Raw genomic sequence first — 17,983 nt, 5'->3', positions numbered from 1 at the left:
CTCAACCCTATTTTGGCGTTCATCCCCTTGATGAACGCCTTTCTTAGCTGCTCTCAACCCTATTTTGGCGTTCATCCCCTTGATGAACGCCTTTCTTGCCTGCCCTCAACCCTATTTTGGCGTTCATCCCCTTGATGAACGCCTTTCTTGCCTGCCCTCAACCCTATTTTGGCGTTCATCCCCTTGATGAACGCCCTTCTTGCCTGCCCTCAACCCTATTTTGGCGTTCATCCCCTCGATGAACGCCCTTCTTGCCTGCCCTCAACCCTATTTTGGCGTTCATCCCCTCGATGAACGCCCTTCTTACCTGCTCTCAACCCTATTTTGGCGTTCATCCCCTTGATGAACGCCCTTCTTGCTTGCCCTCAACCCTATTTTGGCGTTCATCCCCTTGATGAACACCCTTCTTGCCTGCCCTCAACCTTATTTTGGCGTTCATCCCCTCGATGAACGCCTTTCTTGCCTGCCCTCAACCCTATTTTGGCGTTCATCACAAGTAACGGTAAAATTCCGGCTATTGACTCCAGAATGCATGGATAGGGGTAGTTTTGCCCTGCTTAACCGGTAGGAGGTATAAGAAATTAGGATTAGTTAACTAAAAAATAGAGGGCCAACGCTATAGCTAAATTTGGTATAGCAATATATAAAGAATTAGTAACAAAGCGGTCTTTTTTTAACCGATACTCTGAAGTTTCAGTTTCATAATTGACCCTCATCCGGTCACCATCAGCTAATGATCCAGACAATATTATGCTTAAGCCAAGAAAAATTGTTCCAATACCACCGGTTACAAAGTATATTTTATGAACCCCTAAAACAAAGAGACCAATTATAATTCCTGCTAACGCTAAACCAAATCCGATGAGTAACTATTTCAGTATACGATTTATCAGATACCATCCCCCCCTTTTTATTCTTAATTATATTTTAATAAAATAACAGAGAACAAATTTTTTTAAATATTTTTCGACAAAAGGAGGAATCTTCTGTCGAATGGTGAATTCTTTAACTATCCCCTTTTTCCATTTAAACTTTTTATGAGAGTAGGTGTTTAGTTGCATGAAGTAGAAACCTATGCTGCCTCCCTTTTGCAAGCAGCCTCTGAAAGCCACGCCTCCGACATCCATTTCGTCCCCCAAGAAACCACAACCCTTATTGAATTTCGTATCAACAGTCATTTGTATGAATTTGATTACTTACCACAGGCAAAAGCCAAACAATTAATTGCTCACTTTAAATTTCGAGCGGGCATGGACATCGGTGATTACCGGAGACCCCAAAGCGGTGCTTTTGATTATTGGCTCCAGAACGACTGCTTGCATCTCCGTTTCTCTACCTTACCCATTGCCTCCCAAGAAAGCTTAGTCATTCGGCTCCTTCCACATTCCCGAACGAATCGTTTAAGTGAGCTTACCCTGTTTCCTGAAGCCTCTAAGCAGCTCCACACCTTATTAAGCTATGACAATGGGCTCCTTTTAATTGCTGGACCAACGGGTGCTGGCAAAACGACCACCCTCTATGCCCTTCTCTCCGAAGCCAAGAAGCGTTACAATGCGCGAATTATTACACTGGAAGATCCTATTGAAAAACGCCATCCTGGTTTTGTCCAAATGGAAGTCAATGAACGGTCGGACCTAACGTTTTATTCGGGCTTTAAAGCCATTCTGAGACATGATCCTGACATTATTATGGTCGGTGAAATACGGGATCAAGAAACCGCGACCATCGCCATACGGGCATCTCTTTCCGGTAAACTTGTCCTCTCAACGGTACACGCGTTTGATACATTAGGGGCGATTCATCGCATGACGGAGCTTGGCATTTCTCGATTTGATTTGAAAGAAACGTTAATAGGCGTCACGGCACAACGACTCATTACCATTCAATGTCCCACCTGCGGACCCGTTTGCCAGAAGGATTGTCCCAATCGGCTATTCACCCAGCATAAACGAACCGCTCTCTATGAAATATTAACAGGTATGCCGCTGCATCATGCATTAACGGACCCGCAGGCCAAACGATTAAAGTTTAAACGCTTGGATGATTACTATGAAGAAGCTTATGCCCTTGGGTATATCTCTCATGAGGTGAAGAAGGCCTATGATGAACATCTTAGTCTTTCTCGATAGGTGGTCCAATGAGCAGCGGGCAGAGTTCTTAGTCCGAGTCGGCTCTTGTCTTGACAGAGGTTTTTCACTTAAGGAAGCCCTGCTGCTGCAGCAAGCCGAAGCTCGTCCGACGGTCAAGAAGAACATTGATAGTTTGCTGCGCTCTCTAAAAGATGGTCACCCCGTCGCACACGTTCTCAATGAACATCATTTTTCTGAGGATGTCGTCTCCTATTTACATTTCTCCACCCATACCGGTTCTCTTTCAACTGGATTTCGCGAGGCAGGCAATCTGTTATTAAGCCGTTGTCAGAGGAGAAAACGCATGGGTCAGCTTCTTCGTTACCCGATCTTTTTGCTTTGGATGGTTCTGATAATGGGAACGATTATTGTTCATGATCTTCTGCCCAATTTTAAAACCCTGTATGATTCGATGTCTATCTCCCTTCCACCGCTGTCTCTCGCGCTCCTTTCCTTTAGTGCGCATCTCCCCCAGATTCTTCTCATCTTCCTTTTTGTCAGTCTTGGGGTAATTGCCGGATTCTTCGTGCTTAAGCGGAATATGTCCTATGAACAGCGGCTTAAGCTATTGATTTCCCTCCCGATCCTTTCTCCTTTTATTAAGCTCGGCTTGACGTCCTCCTTTGCCGCTCATTTTGGCTCCCTTTTGAAAATTGGTATGGCCATAAATCAAGCCTTAGATGTCATGGGTGAGCAGTCCTTCCATCCCTTTTTAAAAAATGAATCCCATTATCTCCAAGCAAAACTAAACGCAGGGCTTAGCCTCTCCTCTGTTTTAGCCCGTCGCACGTTCTACACCAAAGATCTAGCAACCGTTATTGTCAATGGATCAGAAAGCGGGCGACTTGGCCCTACACTCGTCGATTATAGCCAACTGTTATTTAACAAACTGGAGCAAAAATTGAACCGGTGGATACTCTTTATTCAACCCTTCTTCTTTTTCCTAATCGGCGGTTTTCTGTTAGTCATGTTTCTCAGTCTCTTATTGCCTATGTTCGATATGATGAAAGGCCTTTAATTAAAATTTGAAAGGAAGAAATAGCAATGAATTTTTTGAAAACACTCCTAAACAAAAACGCTTTCACCATGATCGAAATGATGATCGTCTTGCTCATTATGTCCATCCTTTTGCTTATAGCAGTCCCTAATATGACGAAATCGAACACTGTCGTCAAACAAAAGAGCTGTGAAGCAACCATGAAATTGCTTCAGGGTGAAGTGGCCCAATATGAAATGGATAAAGACACCCCCTTACCTGATCTGCAAACCCTTGTGGACGATGGCTACGTTGATCAAATCACCTGTCCAGATGGGGGAACACTTGTATTAAATGATGATCAGGTCACTCGGGAGCCTTAAAAATGAAAGAATTCGCCTACCGTATCCGTACTCTTACAATTAGCCGTTCGGGAACCTGGCTCCTTGAAACCCTACTCGCGAGTTCAATTATGCTGACGTTATTTCCTATCTTTATTTTAAAAGCAGTCCCGGCTTTTGAACATCAACAAATGACCCAATTCATCGAAAGCTTAACTCAGTTTCTTGAAGACGCCCAGCTCGCTGCATTCACCAATCACCGAAAGGTCTATATTGAGTTTGATAATAATAAGCATGAAGTTTTCTCTTTTTATTCAACGTTCGAACGTTTGAATAACTTATCGGTACCGTCGTTTGTTCAAGTCGAAAAAGGAAGCCTTCCACTCAACTTCTACTTTTCAAGTTCAGGAGGGATTTCCCAGGCAGGGACCTTGTTAATTCGATCTAAAAATGAGACTTATCAAATAACCTTTCTGCTAGGCCAAGGCCGATTTTATGTTACTCAAAAATAAGTTAGGATTTACTTTATCAGAAGCTCTCGTGTCTCTTCTAATATTGACCATCAGTATCCGTTACCTCGTTCCCGTGTTTATCACAGCAGAGCTTGAACAAAAGATTCTTCAAGAGCATAAGACCGCTTTACAAATCATTCACAACACCTTGATTGATTGGGCACTCATTAACACCCCTGTCCCGAGGGAAATAAGTCAATTCAATACGATGTTCTACCTTCATTTTTCCACTCAAGACAATTTGGGGCAGCTTTGTGTCACATGGTCCGAGACTTCAAAACGAACCGGCAAGGAATGTGGAGAGATCAAAAAATGATGAGAAACGAAAAGGGGTATACACTTCTCTATGCGCTTATGGGTTTAATGGTGCTTTGCGTCGTCAGCCTGCTTTTATTACAGTTGCTCACCTTCTTTCATCACGTAAGCCAGGAACCACATAACCAAAGTGAGGCCTTCTATCTTGCTGCCCATCAACTCGAACAAGAGCTGCTCGGGGGACAACATGTACAAGTGACACCAACTTCCCTCTCGTTTGAAGTCAATAGTGACCAGATCTACTATGCGGCAACAGGAGGACGCCTTGTCCGTCAGGTTGATTCTAAAGGTTATGAAATTGTCATAAACGACATTTCTTCCGCTACCTTTACAATGAATGATGGCGTTGTTGTGATGACACTTGTTGACCAGAAAGGAAGAGCAGAACAATGGCACTTCATCTGCGGACTCGATCGGCCAATAATGACGGCTTCATCCTCCCCTTGACACTTGTTTCTCTTTTGTTGATTGCGATGTTTTGTTTTTATGAGTTAGACAGATATCGCATCGCCCAATCTGATTATGCTTATATGAGGGCGGTTAATCGTAACTTTCTTGCTTTTCAATCTGCAAAAGACGATCTATGTGATAAAATCAATCAAACAGACGACGTGGAAGGTTCTGGTGATTTAACTGAAGGGGAAAAAGTTGTCTCCTATACGATTCAGACGGTGTCGTCCTCTCAGTATGAAGTACATTTAAGTCAAATGAATGATTTCAATTCGGTAATCAAAGCTTGGTTCATATATAATAAAGAGACAAAGAAATTAGAAAAGTGGGTGACGCAATGACAACCTTATTTTTGACAGGCTTTATGGGAGCAGGGAAAACGACAATTGGACAGGCTTTATCAGAGGCCCTCTCCCTTACCCTTTTTGATACTGATGAACTGATAGAAACCGCCCTAAAGAAATCGATTAAAGACATCTTTAAAGATGAGGGTGAGGAGTCTTTTCGGAAATATGAGCAAAAAATTTTACAAAAGGTGAGCGGACAGCCTGTTCTCATCACAACAGGCGGCGGTATGGTTACGAACCCTTCTAACCGCCATGTTATGAGAGAAAGCGGGCTCATTATTTATTTGCATTCAGATCCCGCCACCCTCCTCGAACGTTTGAAAGGGGATACGACACGTCCTTTACTCGAAATGAAAGACACCAAGGCTATTCTCAATTTATTTGAGCATCGCCTCCCTTATTATCTTGAAGCGGATTATGTTGTTAATACGGCGGGGAAATCCATTGACACGATTGTCACAGAAATTATTGGTTTTTTGAGTAGAGATCATCGTTTTTGGGCATAATAGAAACAGGTGATGTCAATGAAATCAGATGACTATGTCAAGTATTTAACCGAACAATTTGTCCATTATATGAATCAGCCGCGGGATTTTAGAAAGCAAATGAAAGCGGAACGTAAACTTGCCAAGTCCTCAATTAAAGAAGAGCTTTTCGGTCTTGTTCCGTTTGCCTGTTCCCAATTTTTTGGAACGGTGAAAAAACAAATCAAATCCCGCCGTTGATGACGAATAGGCGGGGATAGACTCCGTCAAGCAGTCATTCTTTCAAGTAGAAGTCTGTCGCTAGACCAAGTATAAAAAGAACTCCATTAACAGGGGCTTCCCCTAATTAATGGAGTTATTTTTTATATTTACGAGGGTCAACGGACTTCATACATTGGCAAGGGTTGGACGATGGTTAAGAAACATTCTTTTCACTGTTTGATAGATCTTTTGAGCCTAGCTTCTGTAAGCCGCTTTTATTAAACCCAACAACTAGTTTTTGCCCATCAGTTAAAATAGGGCGTCTCAAAAGTCGGGGTTCATCATGGAGCAATTGAAGGACTTCACTAACCTTGAGCTCATCAAGGTCAATGTTAAGCTTCTTAAACGTCTCACTTCGAGTCGCCAAAATATCTTTGATGCCTTCATGGGTTAATTTTATGATATCAAATAGCTCTTCAATATCGGGTGTTTCTTTAAACAAATGCCGTTCTTCATATTCAACATGGTGCTGTTTTAACCAAGCCTTTGTTTTACGGCATGATGTACAGCTCGGATAAGTATAAAAGACCAAACGTGACATCCATTCGCCTCCTCGCAGAAATCCTTTGTCTAATAGAATTGATTCCCAATTCGCCCATTATTTAAACCCATTTAACTAAATAATATTTATTTTTTTCAAGGATCCTTATAAACTATCGGTATTATATAAATAATCAGACTTAAAGCGCTTATTTTTTAGTTTTTCATTTACAGATGGATATCCATCCACTATAATTTAAAATGTAATAAGGGGAGACAAGGAGGGAAATTATGCCAAAAATGTTTCGTGTTATGGCGTTTTGGACAGGTGTATTTGCTGTAATGGCACTAGCAGGTGGATTATTACCTATGTCATTTCTCTTTTTTGCTAATGCCATCTTTTTCTTAACGGTCAGTTATCTAAGCTTATCTGAACGGACATATATATACATATTTGGCGCCTATCTGACCTTGTTCTTTGTTGGCTTTACTTATTGGTCCGCCTTTATGATGGTTCCTGGTGGTTCCCAATAAGAAACGTAGGCATTTTAAAAAACGCTAAGGCTTTATTGGGCTTTAGCGTTTTTATTTTTTTTATTTTCATTAGCTTGTCGACCCTGTACCAATAATCGAACCAAGTAAACCGCTTTTTATACACTAGCTTTGTAAATGCGGTAGGATAAAACGTGTCGATATTTATCCATGATCTGAATATGATTGAGCCATGTATTAAAAGCCTCTAAATCTAATTGCTGTGAGAAGTCGAATTGTGAGGCATCAGGCAAAACCGTTTGCGGCTGGTTCTTTAATAAAACCTCTGGTGACAATAAAGTAACCTGCTTAAAGCCCGCTTCTTCAAAGCCTATCCTCCAGTCGACTTCTGTTGGAACGCGTCCGATTTGATAAACGCGCTTAATTTCCTCTTCTTCCAAAGGGTGCAGTGGTCGATTGGACGTCATTTCTACATCATATAGAACGCCGCCTGACTTTAAGACCCTTGCATATTCTTTTAATGTTCTCTTGTAATCTGTGAAAACAGTGACTGATTCTGCAAAAATCGCATCAAAGGAACGCTCCTCAAATGGTAATTGCTGCACATCCCCTTGTACTAAATGAACCGGTACGCGATTGGACTGAATTCGTTTCTTAGCATGGGCAATCATCTCTGGATGGAGGTCGATCGCCGTTACCTTACATTTATACATCTTAGCCATATAGACCGAGGTTTCCCCAGTCCCGCATCCCACATCCAGCACGTGATGATGTGTGGTAAGATGCGCATCCTCTAATAAGGCTTTCGTGAGCGGAAACCCACCAGGATGTGCACTGCTGATCCCAAACTTCGCCAAGAAATCTAAATACTGCTTGTTGCTCACGCGTCTCTCCCCTTTTCCCTTTGTCTCCCATTATCATATGGAAGGACGGCCTAAAAGGTTCGAGCTCGAGTTACGTCTATCCTCATTCCCAAAGTCATGTCAATGGGCGTCAGCTTTACTTCTACCAAGTGGCAAGTGAGCAGACACGTGGTAAGTGTTCGGATACGTATTTCGAAACGATCCACACTCTTTTTACACGAGAAACGGATTGGTGAGCTTCTCATGACCAATCGTTGTTTCCAAGCCATGGCCCGGTGCGACCACTGTCTCCTCAGGCAGCGTCAAGAGTTTTGTCTCAATAGAGGAAAGTAATGTTTCCGCATCTCCACCGTATAAATCGGTTCGACCAATGCTTCCATAAAAGAGCGCATCACCTGAGAAAACAACATGATGATCGGCGAAATAGAACGAAACACTCCCTGGTGAATGACCAGGCGTTTCAAATACAAAAAAGCGAAAGCCGCCAATAGTCCTATCTGTTTCTCCTTTAATCACATGATCCGCTGGCTTTAGTTTGATCGGCTCGACACCTTCAAAATAAAGGGAACCATTTTTTTCAGGCTCTCCTAACCAATCGCTCTCTTCCTGATGAATATAAACGGGAATCTTCCACTCATCCCTTAAGACATCAACAGCTCCAATATGATCTAAATGAGCATGAGTTAACAAAATGGCAAGCGGCTTGATTCCTTCATGATGGATCACTTTGTTGACTTTCTCCGGCTCATCTCCTGGATCAATAATCAAGGCTTCCCCCGACTCGTTAGCTAGCACATAGCAATTCGTTTGAAATACGCCTAATGGAATCTGTGTCCACTTCATGATAATCCCTCCGCTTCAGCTTCTTTTATTATCTTATCAAACATCTTTGTACAAGTCAGTTTTGTCGTCAAAAGCGGACTCGACAAAACACTTTTTTAAAGGTAAAATAATCTTTGTATACATATAATTCGGACATTTTTAGGGAGGCGCTTACAAGTATGGTTACTGGTATTCTTTTTCTTCTTATTGCACTTTTATGTCTAGCAGGCATTTTCCGAGAAGCAAAACGCCGTAATATCTTTGGGGCTGTTTACGCCTTCATAGCCTTCGCTGTACTCGGGTACTTTTCAATCATGACGATCATTGACGTCCTTAATGGCGGTGGAGTCCCAGTTGGAAGTTAATCGTTTGTTTATAGTCAAAAAGGGATGAGCCCGCTGCTCATCCCTTTTTTTGACTATTTAACTATTTAAGCACCGCACTCGCCTATTTCATCTGAATCCAAAATTTGAGTTACCCGATCGAAAACACGTCTGCTCACGTAAAAGGTTTGCTGACGACGTTCATAAGGGATGGCTTGTTGCTCCAAAAACCGCTTCAGCTTCTCGACGGATTGAATGCCCCCAATGACGGGGATCTCAACCATTTTTAATTCCTCTGGGAGATGCGATTGGCACCACTTACGGACATGATCCCTTAATTGATCTGGATCCGTTTCTTTAAATAAGCACAGCGCTTGCTCTTCTTCTTCCTGTTCATCGACTCGATAGACATTATAACTACCTTCCTCATCCTTGACGGCAAGCATTACAGCATCGTAACCCGTATCCATTCTTAGAAAATATAGGTCCACCTGTTTGCCCCCTCTCGAACCAATCTTTTTATCAGTATATCAGAGTTTACAGAATAAGTAAGCGTTTTCAATGTAATGACTTATGATTGTAACATTTCATCTAACATTTCTGTTAAAGTTTATTTTGTCCATTATTTAAACGTAAATTTTTAATGAAAACTGTTATTTTTTTACCCTAAATTTCATATAGGGCCGTTTTGATTTCGCCGTCCATAGACAGATTTGAGGGAGGGAGATTTTCCCACCCTTTTCCTGGCTGCAGCCGCCTTTTTTCGTGGGCATGCTTATCTTACCCACCATTTTGGCTCTCATCTCATCCATTTTCGTGGGTAAGCTTCACTTGCCCACCATTTCCCCTGGCCGCTCCGCCTTTTTCGTGGGCAAACCCTGCTTGCTCATGTTTTACAAACTGTCCTTACTCCTTTTCCACATAAAAAGACCTGGCAACAGGCCAAGTCTCTTGTTGTAATCAATCTCACTACATATATAAAGCAGCTAATAACTGCCCAAGTGTCTCTTGATAGATCTTAGGGAATTGTTCAAGCGGAAGCGGATGGTCTCCTTCGCCGCATTCTATTGTAAAACCGGGCCTTCGCCATTCCTGTATAAACCAATCTTTATAGCCGGCATAGCTGTCTAACGTTTGGATTGCCTCATAGCCGCTTACTCGGGAGAATTCTTGCGCAAGTCGCTCCGCTTCCTGAGGCTCCTGCCCCTCAAAGCCCCAGTAAATTTCTTGACCTTGAGTATGCAAGGCAAGAACGCGGTCAAAATCCGATTCAACGGTTAACGTCGCCATAGCCTTCGATTCAGGTTCACACAATGCCTTCTCACCAGGAAAATTCTCGGGAGCCGGCGCTTGCGGTTTTCGCGCCTGTTCAATTTCCCATTTGGCTGGAAATTGATTATTAAGATCCACCCCACGAATATTGGCTTTCCATTTTGAAAAATCCTCTGAGCCATCATTAAGCTTCATAACATGATCTTTATAGTCGCCTGCAACTCGATTTCCGTGAATGGCCAAATCAACGCCATCAGGATTCACCATCGGAACCACTGATAAATCGATATTTTCATAATAATAGGCCAAGTTAATCCCGCGAATGGAGCGTTTAGTCGTTATGCTTAAGCAATAGTCATTTAAAAAGGTCGTAAGGATGGCCGAGGTGATCCACTCCCTAGCATGGAATGACCCATTAAAATGGATTTTACTCTCACCACGTCCTATTCGCACTTCTGGAATAGACTTTCGCAGAACTGACCGACCAATGGATTCCTGCTTTAAAAATGGATAGAGCACTTGCAGCCTGTTAAGATCACTCATCAAGGACTTATAATCATAGGGTTTGGTCACCTTAACAATTCGCTTGGTCACTCGAACGGGAATATAAACAATGTCACCTGTCGTAAAAGAATAGGGATCCAGATCAGGGTTCATGAGATAGAGAGCATCTAAGGCAATCCCTCGATCCATGGATACGCTCCAAATGGTTTCGCCTTTTTTTAACATGTAATCTTGTTTGATATACCCAGGTATCGACACCTTTTCGATATCTTTTATAGAATGGCCGTAAAGCTCCCGATTGCTGTCCAAAATAAGCCGAAGCGGAATATCAAATAATTGGCTGTAGTAGTTGAGTGTATCTCCTTCTCTTACCGAAACACGCATACCAACACCCTCCCAAGATGCTCATCTATATAAACTATATGCTTGAACATTCTAGATATATGTTTCGCTAGACCCATTTGAATAGCAGGACTCTCGGGCACTGTTTGGCGTTTATACCATTTCCCAATAAAAGAACAAATGTGTGTGGGGTCCACCGTGTATGATGGGGGATCTGATGGAGGCTCCATCACACAAAATGAGGCGTGGCGCGAGGACTTTTCTGTGCGTTGGCGGCTCCATCACACAAACATGTGGCGGGCGCGTGGCTTTTTGTGTGCGTTGGGAGCTCCATCACACAAAAACGAGGCGGGCGCGGGGACTTTTCTGTGCGTTGAGGGCTCCATCACACAAACATGTGGCGGGCGCGAGGCTTTTTGTGTGCGTTGGGAGCTCCATTACACAAAAATGTGGCGGGCGCGGGGCCTTTTCTGTGCGTTGAAGGCTCCATCACACAAACATGTGGCGGGCGCGGGGCACTTTGTGTGCGTTGGGAGCTCCATCACACAAAAACGAGGCGGGCGCGGGGCCTTTTCTGTGCGTTGAAGGCTCCATCACACAAACATGAGACGGGCGCGGGGCTTTTTCTGTGCGTTGGCGGCTCCATCACACAAACATGAGGCGTGGCGGGAGCACTCTACGTGTGTTGCAGCCTCCATCACACAAAACAAGGTGGAGGATTTCGAGAAGCTTCTACGGGCACCTTGATTTTAAGGTTGTGCCGCCCTCAAGTTGAGAAGTTTATTTTTAGTACGCTAAACAATAAAAAGAGAGCTCTGATTGAGCCCTCTCTAAATTTTAGTATTCCATGTTATGTTTAACTAACCAGGCGCCGCCGTAAATGCCGGCATCATTGCCTAGTGTAGCAAGGACAAGATCAAGCCCTTCAAAAGCCCCTCTTAAGCTAAAGGTTTTCATATGGTGACGCAACGGGCTCATCAAGGTTTCGCCAGCTAAAGATACTCCGCCGCCAATGACTATTTTTTGAGGATTTAACGTATTTGCAAGGTTAGCTAATGCCCATCCAAGATAGAATGTCACACGTTCCACGATCAATACAGCGTAAGAATCTCCGGCTTCTGCTGCATCAAATACATCCTTCGAGCTTAGATCACTGTTCTTTTCATAAAGGTTATGTAACGTACTCTCAGGATGCTCTGGAAGTTGATCAAGTGCCAGGCGACGAATTCCGGTAGCCGAGGAAACCGTCTCAAGACAGCCTGTCTTCCCACAATTACAAGGATAACCCCCTTCAGGTATGACGGTAATATGGCCGATCTCCCCCGCCATTCCGCTTATGCCGTGAAGGATCTTCCCATTGGCTATAATACCGCCGCCAATACCCGTTCCGAGAGTCACCGCCAGAACATCGTCGGCCCCCTCACCTGCTCCTTGCCAGCGTTCACCTAATGCCGCAACATTTGCATCATTATCCACAAAAGCCGGTAATTGAGTCGCCTCTTCAAGCGCTTTCTTAAGATTGTAGTTCTTCCAACCCAAGTTGACCGCTTCCGCTACTACGCCTGTTTCTATATCCACAAATCCTGGCGCTCCCATGCCAATTCCAACTAGACGATCCTTTGGAATGTCTAATTTCTTAAGCGTCTCACCAAGAGCTGTACTAATGTCTTGTGTAATATTCTGACCATGATTGCTTATATCAGTAGGTATTTCCCATTTATAGATCAATTCCCCTTCAGAATCAATAAGAGCACACTTTATTGATGTTCCCCCAAGGTCCACACTAGCATAGAGTGATTTAGTTTCCATTTCATGACTCCTCACTTTTTCTTTATATACTTATATTCTCCCAAACCTCATGATGATTGTCTAGATATCGGTTTTCAAAGTTTTTTTTCATAGGGGTTCTCTCGGGAACCATTCATATTTCTATTAGGGATTCGCATAGACTGTACAAGCCTAGTCATTTTCTTAAATGTTAGTTCTCTGTGCGGTCTCCACCTCATGAGTCACACCCTTCTTTACCGGAACGGAAAACCTGCCAAACCGTTAATAACACATAGACGACAAAAACACTGTAAATAAAGCCATCCACAGTTCTTTTAAGGGAAAGCTTATCTCAACAAAAAAGGTGGAATGAGAATGCTTCGACGCAACTTCATATGGATCATTTTTCTCGCCCTGTTAACGGCGACGCTCATACATACTTACATTGGGCAACACCAGACCATCAATAGCTTAACCTATTTCCCAAATGATCCAGCGATCCATTTTACTAAGGCCGAAACAAACCTGTCGCTTGAGCCGATCGACGCCTCCTCAAGCTATAAAATTCATTGGGAGATCGCATCAGAAACCAATCTTCCTGTTTATTTAAGACAGGATGTTGGTCTCCTTTTCCAAAACGGTAAACTGATACAGGTTTCAAATAAATGGAAGCAGCAAGTTACTTCTCTTACGCACCACCAATCCGTTTCAACTGAAGGAAACCGTCTCTTTGAAGGCTTGACGGTTCATTATGCGGAATCTCATCTCAGCAATGGAGCAATAGGAAGTGCTGAAGTCATGAGCTACGATCATTTATTTGTTCAAACGGGCGACTCTCAAAAACCCGAAGCTTTTAAAATCCCCGTTGACCAATCGGAAACAAAGTTTTATCAGAAGCTGTCACGGTCCATTGAACAAGAACAGCAATCGATAATCAAACAAGCCGCAAAGAATTTTCACCTGAAATTAAAGGATTACGCTATCATTCCTTTAACCCGCTTAGAAACCTATCGAAAAAACGCCTTACCGGGCCAAAACAAAAAAAATTCCCAAAAAGTCATCAGTCAACTATGGGAAGGGTTATATAAAAACTATATATTAGGGATCCACCTCAGTAATCATGACATTGAAAGTCCAATTGGCAGTTCTATGCCGATCATTTTGTATCCTAAAAAAAACAATGAACTCTATGTGATCATCCAAACAAAAGAGGGGCAACTTCAACTTTTGAAGCAGTCCATCACTAATTAGAAGCGGCATCACTTTCTAAAGAAGCGATCCGTCACCCAAGACAGTCCATCAAAGCGATCCGTTATCTTTACTCCATTTTCATCTGTCCGCTCCAGTTGCCTTTTGACGACCAGCGTAAGAACAGCGATAACAAGCAACCGAAAACGATTGCGATACACCACCATTAAAAGCAAAGCGATTAAGATAAACGGGCTTGCTGTTCGGCGCATCCCCGAATTCCCCCTTTTTTTCTTTTAATATGGGCAGGGAAGCTTCTCCTTATTCTCATGATCGAATTATTTAATAAGATTATCCCACTAGCTCAGAATAAGTAACTGTTTTTGTTGAAGCACGGAGATTTCCTAAACGATGGAACCATTCACCTTGGAAATTTTCATCGATTAAATCGATAACATAATTCGTCTAAATAGGCTTGGAGATGCTTGGAATCAAGCCCGTGATACGTTCCACCCACAAAAGCCTTGGCATTTGAGATAACCGTGTGGGGCCAATGAAGATGATCTGGACTTTCTTTGGCTTTAAATACTTGATACTCGTGCCAACTAAACACCCTTTCAAGAACCATTGTTAGTAACCATCATTACCAACCGTTAGTTCTTGTTAAACTTCATTCTGAGTAAAGGGGATACTCATTTTATTTAAAATAAACCATTTCATAATACCTATCGCCATAGGTTAGACAAGTATGGCTAGAGGATGGATCCATGAAACCGATTCAATTGGATTGTATTTTTTCAAGATCCTCTTTTGTATTAATATTATTAAATGAAATCGGATTAAGTGACGGGCTAACTTGTACCGCTGCTACATTCGCCTGTTCAATCAGCCCGCTTACTTTTAATTGATTCGCTTGTAGGAGAGATTTTAATACAGCGAGGCACTTTCGCTTGTATAAGCCCATCAGCGGGTGTAATCGGCCTTCAGCAATGGGAACGATTCCATTGGATTCAGAATGCTGTTCCGCCTCTTCGATCAACCATTGCATAAAATCAGCCTGTACAAAAGGGGCATCGCAAGGCAAAACTAAGTAAGCGTCAGAGGGGAATGCTTGAAACGCGGAGTAAAGGCCTGCGAGCGGTCCCTTCCCTTGAAAAGCTTGTACATCTTGAATAACCTTTATTTCAGGGTCTTGGCTGAAGCGTTCAACCAAATCGGGATGACTCACCACGACAATTTCCTCGACATAAGGCTTTAATTGCTCTTTGGCATAGTCATAAAAATAACGATCTTTGTAGCAGACAAAGGCCTTTGGCCGGCCAAAGCGGCTAGACGTTCCACCTGATAAAATCACTCCGATTCGCAACTGTATCGCTCCTCCTTTAACTAAACGGATTCCTTTATTTGTTTGGCTGACAGGCTCTAATCGATTGCGGGGTGATCAGCCATTGAACCGGTTGATCATAATCCTCGTTTGGAACCAAATCAATCACCTGCTCATTATAGGCTAATGCGGCCGTCATCCCCTTATATTGTGAAAGGTAACGATCATAATAGCCGCCGCCATGACCAATGCGATACCCCCGAGAATCGAACCAAAGCCCTGGCACAATAATGAGATCGATGTCTTCATGTTTTACCGCTTCTGTTTTCTCAACAATCGGCTCCATTAGGCCATAATAAACGGATTCTAATTGATTAAAAGAGGTCAACTGACGAAATGTGAGCTGTTTCTTGCTCGGGTCACATTTTGGCACGACGACTTGCTTCTTCCCTTCCCATGCCCGCTTGATTAAAGAATAGGTGTCGATTTCATGAGCGGTTGAAAGCGTTAATCCAATGGTCTCGCTCTTTTGCCAAAAAGGACAAGCGATTAAAGCGTCATGGAGGGCTTGATCGTCTTTCTTCTTTTGCTCTAGATCCATTTGACTCAATAGTTGCTTCATCTGACTGCGTAATCTCGATTTCTCCACAAAGAATCACCTCCTAAAAGGACTTGATCGCTACCGGAAAACGAACAAATAGGCAAACAAAAAGACCGAGTATCCATGACGAATAATTCGGTCTCATAAGACTTATTTTGTTTCACGGTGAATCGTGTGTCTCTTTAAGCGCGGGCTATATTTTTTCAATTCGATGCGCTCAGGGTTCGTACGTTTATTTTTTGTCGTAATATAATTACGATCGCCAGTTTCTGTGCATTCTAAAGTAATTTGTACGCGCATAATGGTCCCCCCTTATAAAAATATCATAACAAACTAAATAATATCATTTTGGATTGAATAAATCAAGAGACAGAGTCCGCTGTTTGAAAGTTCTTTTGTCCCCTCTCTTTTGTGCAGGCGATCTACCCACTTATCGCGATTCCTCCTCCTCTGAGATCGACATGACTTAGGACTTTTTGATCCAAAAGGTCTTTTCAAACGATTTGCTTTTTAAAACTTTAAGCAGCCCCGCGTCGTTAAACAAATCATACCTTCCTTCCTGACTATTTGGTTAATTTTAATTATTTTTCGACAAATTTAGGACAAACATTACAAATTTCTTTCTTTTTCCTAAAAACGCTTCTTATCTGACACGCCTTATGATATAAGTAGAGAGATACGTGGTTTTGTCCACGCAGTCACAAGGGAAAAGAGGACTTGCGAAATTCAGGTAAAGGAGGCTATACCATGGGTTACCTAATTCTAATTTTACTCATTATTGGTATTGTGGCGCTTGTCATGTCTTCCTTCAGAGACTCAAGCACTAAGAGAATTGAAAACCAAATTGAAAGCACGTCGATAACCCTTATGCAAGAGCTTCATAAAGTGAAGAAAAAAATTCGTGTTCTTGAAGAGGAATCAAAGATTGTTGAACGCGATCAATAAAGGAGGACTCTTATGACTCAAAATGGATTAAGAGGCTTTGCGGCAGGAGTATTCTTATCCTGCGCACTGGTCGCTATCTATTACTATATATTGCCTCATCCCACTCAGAGCGTCACAACTAAGGCAACCTCTTCTCTCAAGCAAGCTCAAGTGGATCGCTATTTAAACGATCATGGCCAAATTGCCATGGATGAAGATACTTACAAGAAGTGGCAGGCTGATCAAGAGAAGGCTTCAACACCTTCAAAAGACTCCGCTCAATCTTCTGATAAAACAACGAGCGAGAAGAAAGCTCCGACTAGCCCAAAGACTCCTGCTGTTAAGAAGATGACCATTACGGTGAAGTCCGGAATGGGAGTTTGGGACGTAGCCAAAGAGCTCGAACAAAATCATATTATTAAAGACAAGCAAACCCTTTATGATTACATGCATAAGAATAAATATGACAAATATCTGCAGCTAGGCAAATTCACGGTTTCAAGTGATATGTCCATTGATCAAATAACCAAAGTCTTAACCAAAAATCACCAATAAACTAAAAAAAGGTGCCCCCAGTTTCTTATTCTGGTGGACACCTTTTTTAGATTAATCCAAGTCACAGCGTATGCCTTTAACTAAATAAACAATGGATTCACAAATATTAACGACATGATCACCGGCACGTTCAAAATGGCGACAAATAAAGGATAATTGGGCAATTTGAGCGATTTTATCAGGCTGTCCTGACATCATTTGAAACAAGTCACGGGTAATGAGTCCATAGAGCTCGTCAACTTGGTCATCTTGCTGGGCGACTGACATCGCAAGGGGAACAGAATCCTTTTGAAACGCATCTAAAACCTGATCAAGCATTCGATCCACCAATTTGGCCATTTTAGGTAAATCAACGAGTGGCTTAATGTAAGGATCGCTGCCAATTTCTTTAACCGATTTACTAATATTGACTGCCAAATCACCAAGCCGCTCTACATCTGAGGCAATTTTCATCGCCACAATAATTCGGCGAAGATCCGTCGCAACCGGCTGCTGCTTGGCAATTAAAGCAATCGCACGTTCCTGAACCATAGCCTCTCTTTTATTTATTTCAGCATCTTCCTTAATGACCTTTTCCGCTAATTCTATATCTTGCTCCATCATGGCTTGCACCGAACGACTCAATGCTTGTTTGGCAGATAAGCCCAATTGGACATTCAATTGCTTCAAATCATCAAGCTCAGCTTGAAAGTGTTCTCTCACCGACATCC

The 17,983-nt window shown here is 42.6% G+C and carries 26 protein-coding genes and 1 pseudogene; 14 read left to right on the top strand and 13 right to left on the bottom strand.

The window, feature by feature from the left end:
- Positions 1 to 587: 587 nt before the first annotated feature.
- Positions 588 to 749, bottom strand: a complete 162-nt coding sequence (locus PU629_RS22565) for a DUF5316 family protein (RefSeq protein ID WP_481900507.1) — start codon at positions 747 to 749, stop codon at positions 588 to 590.
- 306 nt (positions 750 to 1,055) lie between these two features.
- Here PU629_RS22565 and comGA point away from each other — a divergent pair, with 306 nt between their 5' ends.
- From comGA to PU629_RS07965, 9 genes are read left to right on the top strand one after another with little or no spacing between them, the layout of a single operon-like run.
- Complete coding sequence (gene comGA / locus PU629_RS08005) at positions 1,056 to 2,129, top strand: competence type IV pilus ATPase ComGA (protein ID WP_275283751.1); 1,074 nt, start codon at positions 1,056 to 1,058, stop codon at positions 2,127 to 2,129.
- Positions 2,101 to 3,147: a competence type IV pilus assembly protein ComGB gene (comGB, locus tag PU629_RS08000; RefSeq protein ID WP_275283750.1), complete on the top strand. Its 1,047-nt coding sequence runs from the start codon at positions 2,101 to 2,103 to the stop codon at positions 3,145 to 3,147. Before comGA ends, comGB begins: the two co-directional genes overlap by 29 nt.
- 26 nt (positions 3,148 to 3,173) lie before the next feature.
- Positions 3,174 to 3,488, top strand: a complete 315-nt coding sequence (gene comGC / locus PU629_RS07995) for a competence type IV pilus major pilin ComGC (RefSeq protein WP_275283749.1) — start codon at positions 3,174 to 3,176, stop codon at positions 3,486 to 3,488.
- 2 nt (positions 3,489 to 3,490) lie between these two features.
- Positions 3,491 to 3,958: a competence type IV pilus minor pilin ComGD gene (comGD, locus tag PU629_RS07990; RefSeq protein ID WP_275283748.1), complete on the top strand. Its 468-nt coding sequence runs from the start codon at positions 3,491 to 3,493 to the stop codon at positions 3,956 to 3,958.
- Positions 3,942 to 4,274: a prepilin-type N-terminal cleavage/methylation domain-containing protein gene (locus PU629_RS07985; RefSeq protein WP_275283747.1), complete on the top strand. Its 333-nt coding sequence runs from the start codon at positions 3,942 to 3,944 to the stop codon at positions 4,272 to 4,274. The genes comGD and PU629_RS07985 overlap by 17 nt, the downstream gene beginning before the upstream one ends.
- On the top strand, positions 4,271 to 4,720 hold the full coding sequence (locus tag PU629_RS07980) for a ComGF family competence protein (protein ID WP_275283746.1): 450 nt from the start codon (positions 4,271 to 4,273) through the stop codon (positions 4,718 to 4,720). Before PU629_RS07985 ends, PU629_RS07980 begins: the two co-directional genes overlap by 4 nt.
- Entirely contained in the window at positions 4,663 to 5,064 is a 402-nt protein-coding gene (locus PU629_RS07975) for a hypothetical protein (protein ID WP_275283745.1), read from the top strand. Before PU629_RS07980 ends, PU629_RS07975 begins: the two co-directional genes overlap by 58 nt.
- Positions 5,061 to 5,576 carry a shikimate kinase gene (locus PU629_RS07970; protein ID WP_275283744.1) on the top strand — a complete coding sequence of 172 codons (516 nt, stop codon included), beginning with the start codon at positions 5,061 to 5,063 and terminating at the stop codon, positions 5,574 to 5,576. The genes PU629_RS07975 and PU629_RS07970 overlap by 4 nt, the downstream gene beginning before the upstream one ends.
- An 18-nt stretch (positions 5,577 to 5,594) precedes the next feature.
- The gene (locus tag PU629_RS07965) at positions 5,595 to 5,795 is read left to right on the top strand and encodes a YqzE family protein (protein ID WP_275283743.1); all 201 of its coding nucleotides are present in this window, start codon (positions 5,595 to 5,597) and stop codon (positions 5,793 to 5,795) included.
- Between the two features lie 175 nt (positions 5,796 to 5,970).
- Here PU629_RS07965 and PU629_RS07960 read toward each other — a convergent pair whose 3' ends face one another.
- A complete protein-coding gene (locus tag PU629_RS07960) occupies positions 5,971 to 6,357 on the bottom strand; it encodes a Spx/MgsR family RNA polymerase-binding regulatory protein (protein WP_275283742.1) in 387 nt (128 codons plus the stop codon).
- Positions 6,358 to 6,587: 230 nt separating this feature from the next.
- On the opposite strand from PU629_RS07960, the gene PU629_RS07955 reads away from it, so the two are divergent.
- Positions 6,588 to 6,830, top strand: coding sequence for a DUF2626 family protein (locus tag PU629_RS07955; protein WP_275283741.1), 243 nt, complete (start codon positions 6,588 to 6,590; stop codon positions 6,828 to 6,830).
- A gap of 116 nt (positions 6,831 to 6,946) precedes the next feature.
- Here the strand turns inward: PU629_RS07955 and PU629_RS07950 are convergent, their stop codons facing one another.
- Both PU629_RS07950 and PU629_RS07945 read right to left on the bottom strand, forming a co-directional pair.
- Positions 6,947 to 7,672, bottom strand: a complete 726-nt coding sequence (locus tag PU629_RS07950; protein ID WP_275283740.1) for a class I SAM-dependent methyltransferase — start codon at positions 7,670 to 7,672, stop codon at positions 6,947 to 6,949.
- 192 nt (positions 7,673 to 7,864) lie between these two features.
- Positions 7,865 to 8,494: an MBL fold metallo-hydrolase gene (locus tag PU629_RS07945; RefSeq protein WP_275283739.1), complete on the bottom strand. Its 630-nt coding sequence runs from the start codon at positions 8,492 to 8,494 to the stop codon at positions 7,865 to 7,867.
- 158 nt (positions 8,495 to 8,652) lie between these two features.
- Here PU629_RS07945 and PU629_RS07940 point away from each other — a divergent pair, with 158 nt between their 5' ends.
- A complete protein-coding gene (locus PU629_RS07940) occupies positions 8,653 to 8,838 on the top strand; it encodes a DUF2759 family protein (RefSeq protein ID WP_275283738.1) in 186 nt (61 codons plus the stop codon).
- A gap of 65 nt (positions 8,839 to 8,903) precedes the next feature.
- On the opposite strand, the gene PU629_RS07935 is transcribed toward PU629_RS07940, so the two are convergent.
- From PU629_RS07935 to PU629_RS07925, 3 genes are all read right to left on the bottom strand, one after another.
- Positions 8,904 to 9,287, bottom strand: coding sequence for a hypothetical protein (locus PU629_RS07935; RefSeq protein WP_275283737.1), 384 nt, complete (start codon positions 9,285 to 9,287; stop codon positions 8,904 to 8,906).
- A 478-nt stretch (positions 9,288 to 9,765) separates the two neighbouring features.
- A complete protein-coding gene (locus PU629_RS07930) occupies positions 9,766 to 10,956 on the bottom strand; it encodes a M14 family metallopeptidase (protein WP_275283736.1) in 1,191 nt (396 codons plus the stop codon).
- Positions 10,957 to 11,751: 795 nt separating this feature from the next.
- Positions 11,752 to 12,723 carry an ROK family glucokinase gene (locus tag PU629_RS07925; RefSeq protein ID WP_275283735.1) on the bottom strand — a complete coding sequence of 324 codons (972 nt, stop codon included), beginning with the start codon at positions 12,721 to 12,723 and terminating at the stop codon, positions 11,752 to 11,754.
- A gap of 333 nt (positions 12,724 to 13,056) precedes the next feature.
- Here PU629_RS07925 and PU629_RS07920 point away from each other — a divergent pair, with 333 nt between their 5' ends.
- Positions 13,057 to 13,932 carry a hypothetical protein gene (locus PU629_RS07920; RefSeq protein WP_275283734.1) on the top strand — a complete coding sequence of 292 codons (876 nt, stop codon included), beginning with the start codon at positions 13,057 to 13,059 and terminating at the stop codon, positions 13,930 to 13,932.
- 8 nt (positions 13,933 to 13,940) lie between these two features.
- Here PU629_RS07920 and PU629_RS07915 read toward each other — a convergent pair whose 3' ends face one another.
- From PU629_RS07915 to rpmG, 5 genes and pseudogenes are all read right to left on the bottom strand, one after another.
- Positions 13,941 to 14,141: a hypothetical protein gene (locus PU629_RS07915; RefSeq protein ID WP_275283733.1), complete on the bottom strand. Its 201-nt coding sequence runs from the start codon at positions 14,139 to 14,141 to the stop codon at positions 13,941 to 13,943.
- A gap of 79 nt (positions 14,142 to 14,220) precedes the next feature.
- Positions 14,221 to 14,428: pseudogene (locus tag PU629_RS07910) on the bottom strand (transposase); the annotation flags it as partial.
- Between the two features lie 219 nt (positions 14,429 to 14,647).
- A complete protein-coding gene (locus PU629_RS07905; RefSeq protein ID WP_275283732.1) occupies positions 14,648 to 15,235 on the bottom strand; it encodes a molybdenum cofactor guanylyltransferase in 588 nt (195 codons plus the stop codon).
- Between the two features lie 34 nt (positions 15,236 to 15,269).
- On the bottom strand, positions 15,270 to 15,842 hold the full coding sequence (locus PU629_RS07900) for a 5-formyltetrahydrofolate cyclo-ligase (RefSeq protein ID WP_275283731.1): 573 nt from the start codon (positions 15,840 to 15,842) through the stop codon (positions 15,270 to 15,272).
- A 102-nt stretch (positions 15,843 to 15,944) separates the two neighbouring features.
- A complete protein-coding gene (rpmG, locus tag PU629_RS07895; RefSeq protein ID WP_275283730.1) occupies positions 15,945 to 16,094 on the bottom strand; it encodes a 50S ribosomal protein L33 in 150 nt (49 codons plus the stop codon).
- 447 nt (positions 16,095 to 16,541) lie between these two features.
- On the opposite strand from rpmG, the gene PU629_RS07890 reads away from it, so the two are divergent.
- Together PU629_RS07890 and PU629_RS07885 are read left to right on the top strand one after the other, a co-directional pair.
- Positions 16,542 to 16,739, top strand: coding sequence for a hypothetical protein (locus tag PU629_RS07890; RefSeq protein WP_275283729.1), 198 nt, complete (start codon positions 16,542 to 16,544; stop codon positions 16,737 to 16,739).
- Between the two features lie 12 nt (positions 16,740 to 16,751).
- Positions 16,752 to 17,273: a hypothetical protein gene (locus PU629_RS07885; protein ID WP_275283728.1), complete on the top strand. Its 522-nt coding sequence runs from the start codon at positions 16,752 to 16,754 to the stop codon at positions 17,271 to 17,273.
- Between the two features lie 51 nt (positions 17,274 to 17,324).
- Here PU629_RS07885 and phoU read toward each other — a convergent pair whose 3' ends face one another.
- Positions 17,325 to 17,981, bottom strand: a complete 657-nt coding sequence (phoU, locus tag PU629_RS07880; RefSeq protein WP_275283727.1) for a phosphate signaling complex protein PhoU — start codon at positions 17,979 to 17,981, stop codon at positions 17,325 to 17,327.
- Positions 17,982 to 17,983 lie beyond the last annotated feature (2 nt).

Origin of the sequence: Pullulanibacillus sp. KACC 23026, from assembly GCF_029094525.1 — a bacterium.
Taxonomy (GTDB): domain Bacteria; phylum Bacillota; class Bacilli; order Bacillales; family Sporolactobacillaceae; genus KACC-23026.
This window is presented reverse-complemented; position numbering and strand designations above follow the sequence as displayed.

Coding starts and splice junctions, on each gene's coding strand:
- phoU (WP_275283727.1), bottom strand. CDS start 17,981: ATGTCGGTGAGAGAACACTTTCAAGCTGAGCTTGATGATTTGAAGCAA.
- PU629_RS07965 (WP_275283743.1), top strand. CDS start 5,595: ATGAAATCAGATGACTATGTCAAGTATTTAACCGAACAATTTGTCCAT.
- comGC (WP_275283749.1), top strand. CDS start 3,174: ATGAATTTTTTGAAAACACTCCTAAACAAAAACGCTTTCACCATGATC.
- comGB (WP_275283750.1), top strand. CDS start 2,101: ATGATGAACATCTTAGTCTTTCTCGATAGGTGGTCCAATGAGCAGCGG.
- PU629_RS07960 (WP_275283742.1), bottom strand. CDS start 6,357: ATGTCACGTTTGGTCTTTTATACTTATCCGAGCTGTACATCATGCCGT.
- PU629_RS07920 (WP_275283734.1), top strand. CDS start 13,057: ATGCTTCGACGCAACTTCATATGGATCATTTTTCTCGCCCTGTTAACG.
- PU629_RS07970 (WP_275283744.1), top strand. CDS start 5,061: ATGACAACCTTATTTTTGACAGGCTTTATGGGAGCAGGGAAAACGACA.
- PU629_RS07890 (WP_275283729.1), top strand. CDS start 16,542: ATGGGTTACCTAATTCTAATTTTACTCATTATTGGTATTGTGGCGCTT.
- PU629_RS07985 (WP_275283747.1), top strand. CDS start 3,942: ATGTTACTCAAAAATAAGTTAGGATTTACTTTATCAGAAGCTCTCGTG.
- PU629_RS07930 (WP_275283736.1), bottom strand. CDS start 10,956: ATGCGTGTTTCGGTAAGAGAAGGAGATACACTCAACTACTACAGCCAA.
- PU629_RS07885 (WP_275283728.1), top strand. CDS start 16,752: ATGACTCAAAATGGATTAAGAGGCTTTGCGGCAGGAGTATTCTTATCC.
- PU629_RS07940 (WP_275283738.1), top strand. CDS start 8,653: ATGGTTACTGGTATTCTTTTTCTTCTTATTGCACTTTTATGTCTAGCA.
- PU629_RS07915 (WP_275283733.1), bottom strand. CDS start 14,141: ATGCGCCGAACAGCAAGCCCGTTTATCTTAATCGCTTTGCTTTTAATG.
- PU629_RS07925 (WP_275283735.1), bottom strand. CDS start 12,723: ATGGAAACTAAATCACTCTATGCTAGTGTGGACCTTGGGGGAACATCA.
- comGD (WP_275283748.1), top strand. CDS start 3,491: ATGAAAGAATTCGCCTACCGTATCCGTACTCTTACAATTAGCCGTTCG.
- PU629_RS07945 (WP_275283739.1), bottom strand. CDS start 8,494: ATGAAGTGGACACAGATTCCATTAGGCGTATTTCAAACGAATTGCTAT.
- PU629_RS07955 (WP_275283741.1), top strand. CDS start 6,588: ATGCCAAAAATGTTTCGTGTTATGGCGTTTTGGACAGGTGTATTTGCT.
- PU629_RS07980 (WP_275283746.1), top strand. CDS start 4,271: ATGATGAGAAACGAAAAGGGGTATACACTTCTCTATGCGCTTATGGGT.
- PU629_RS07975 (WP_275283745.1), top strand. CDS start 4,663: ATGGCACTTCATCTGCGGACTCGATCGGCCAATAATGACGGCTTCATC.
- rpmG (WP_275283730.1), bottom strand. CDS start 16,094: ATGCGCGTACAAATTACTTTAGAATGCACAGAAACTGGCGATCGTAAT.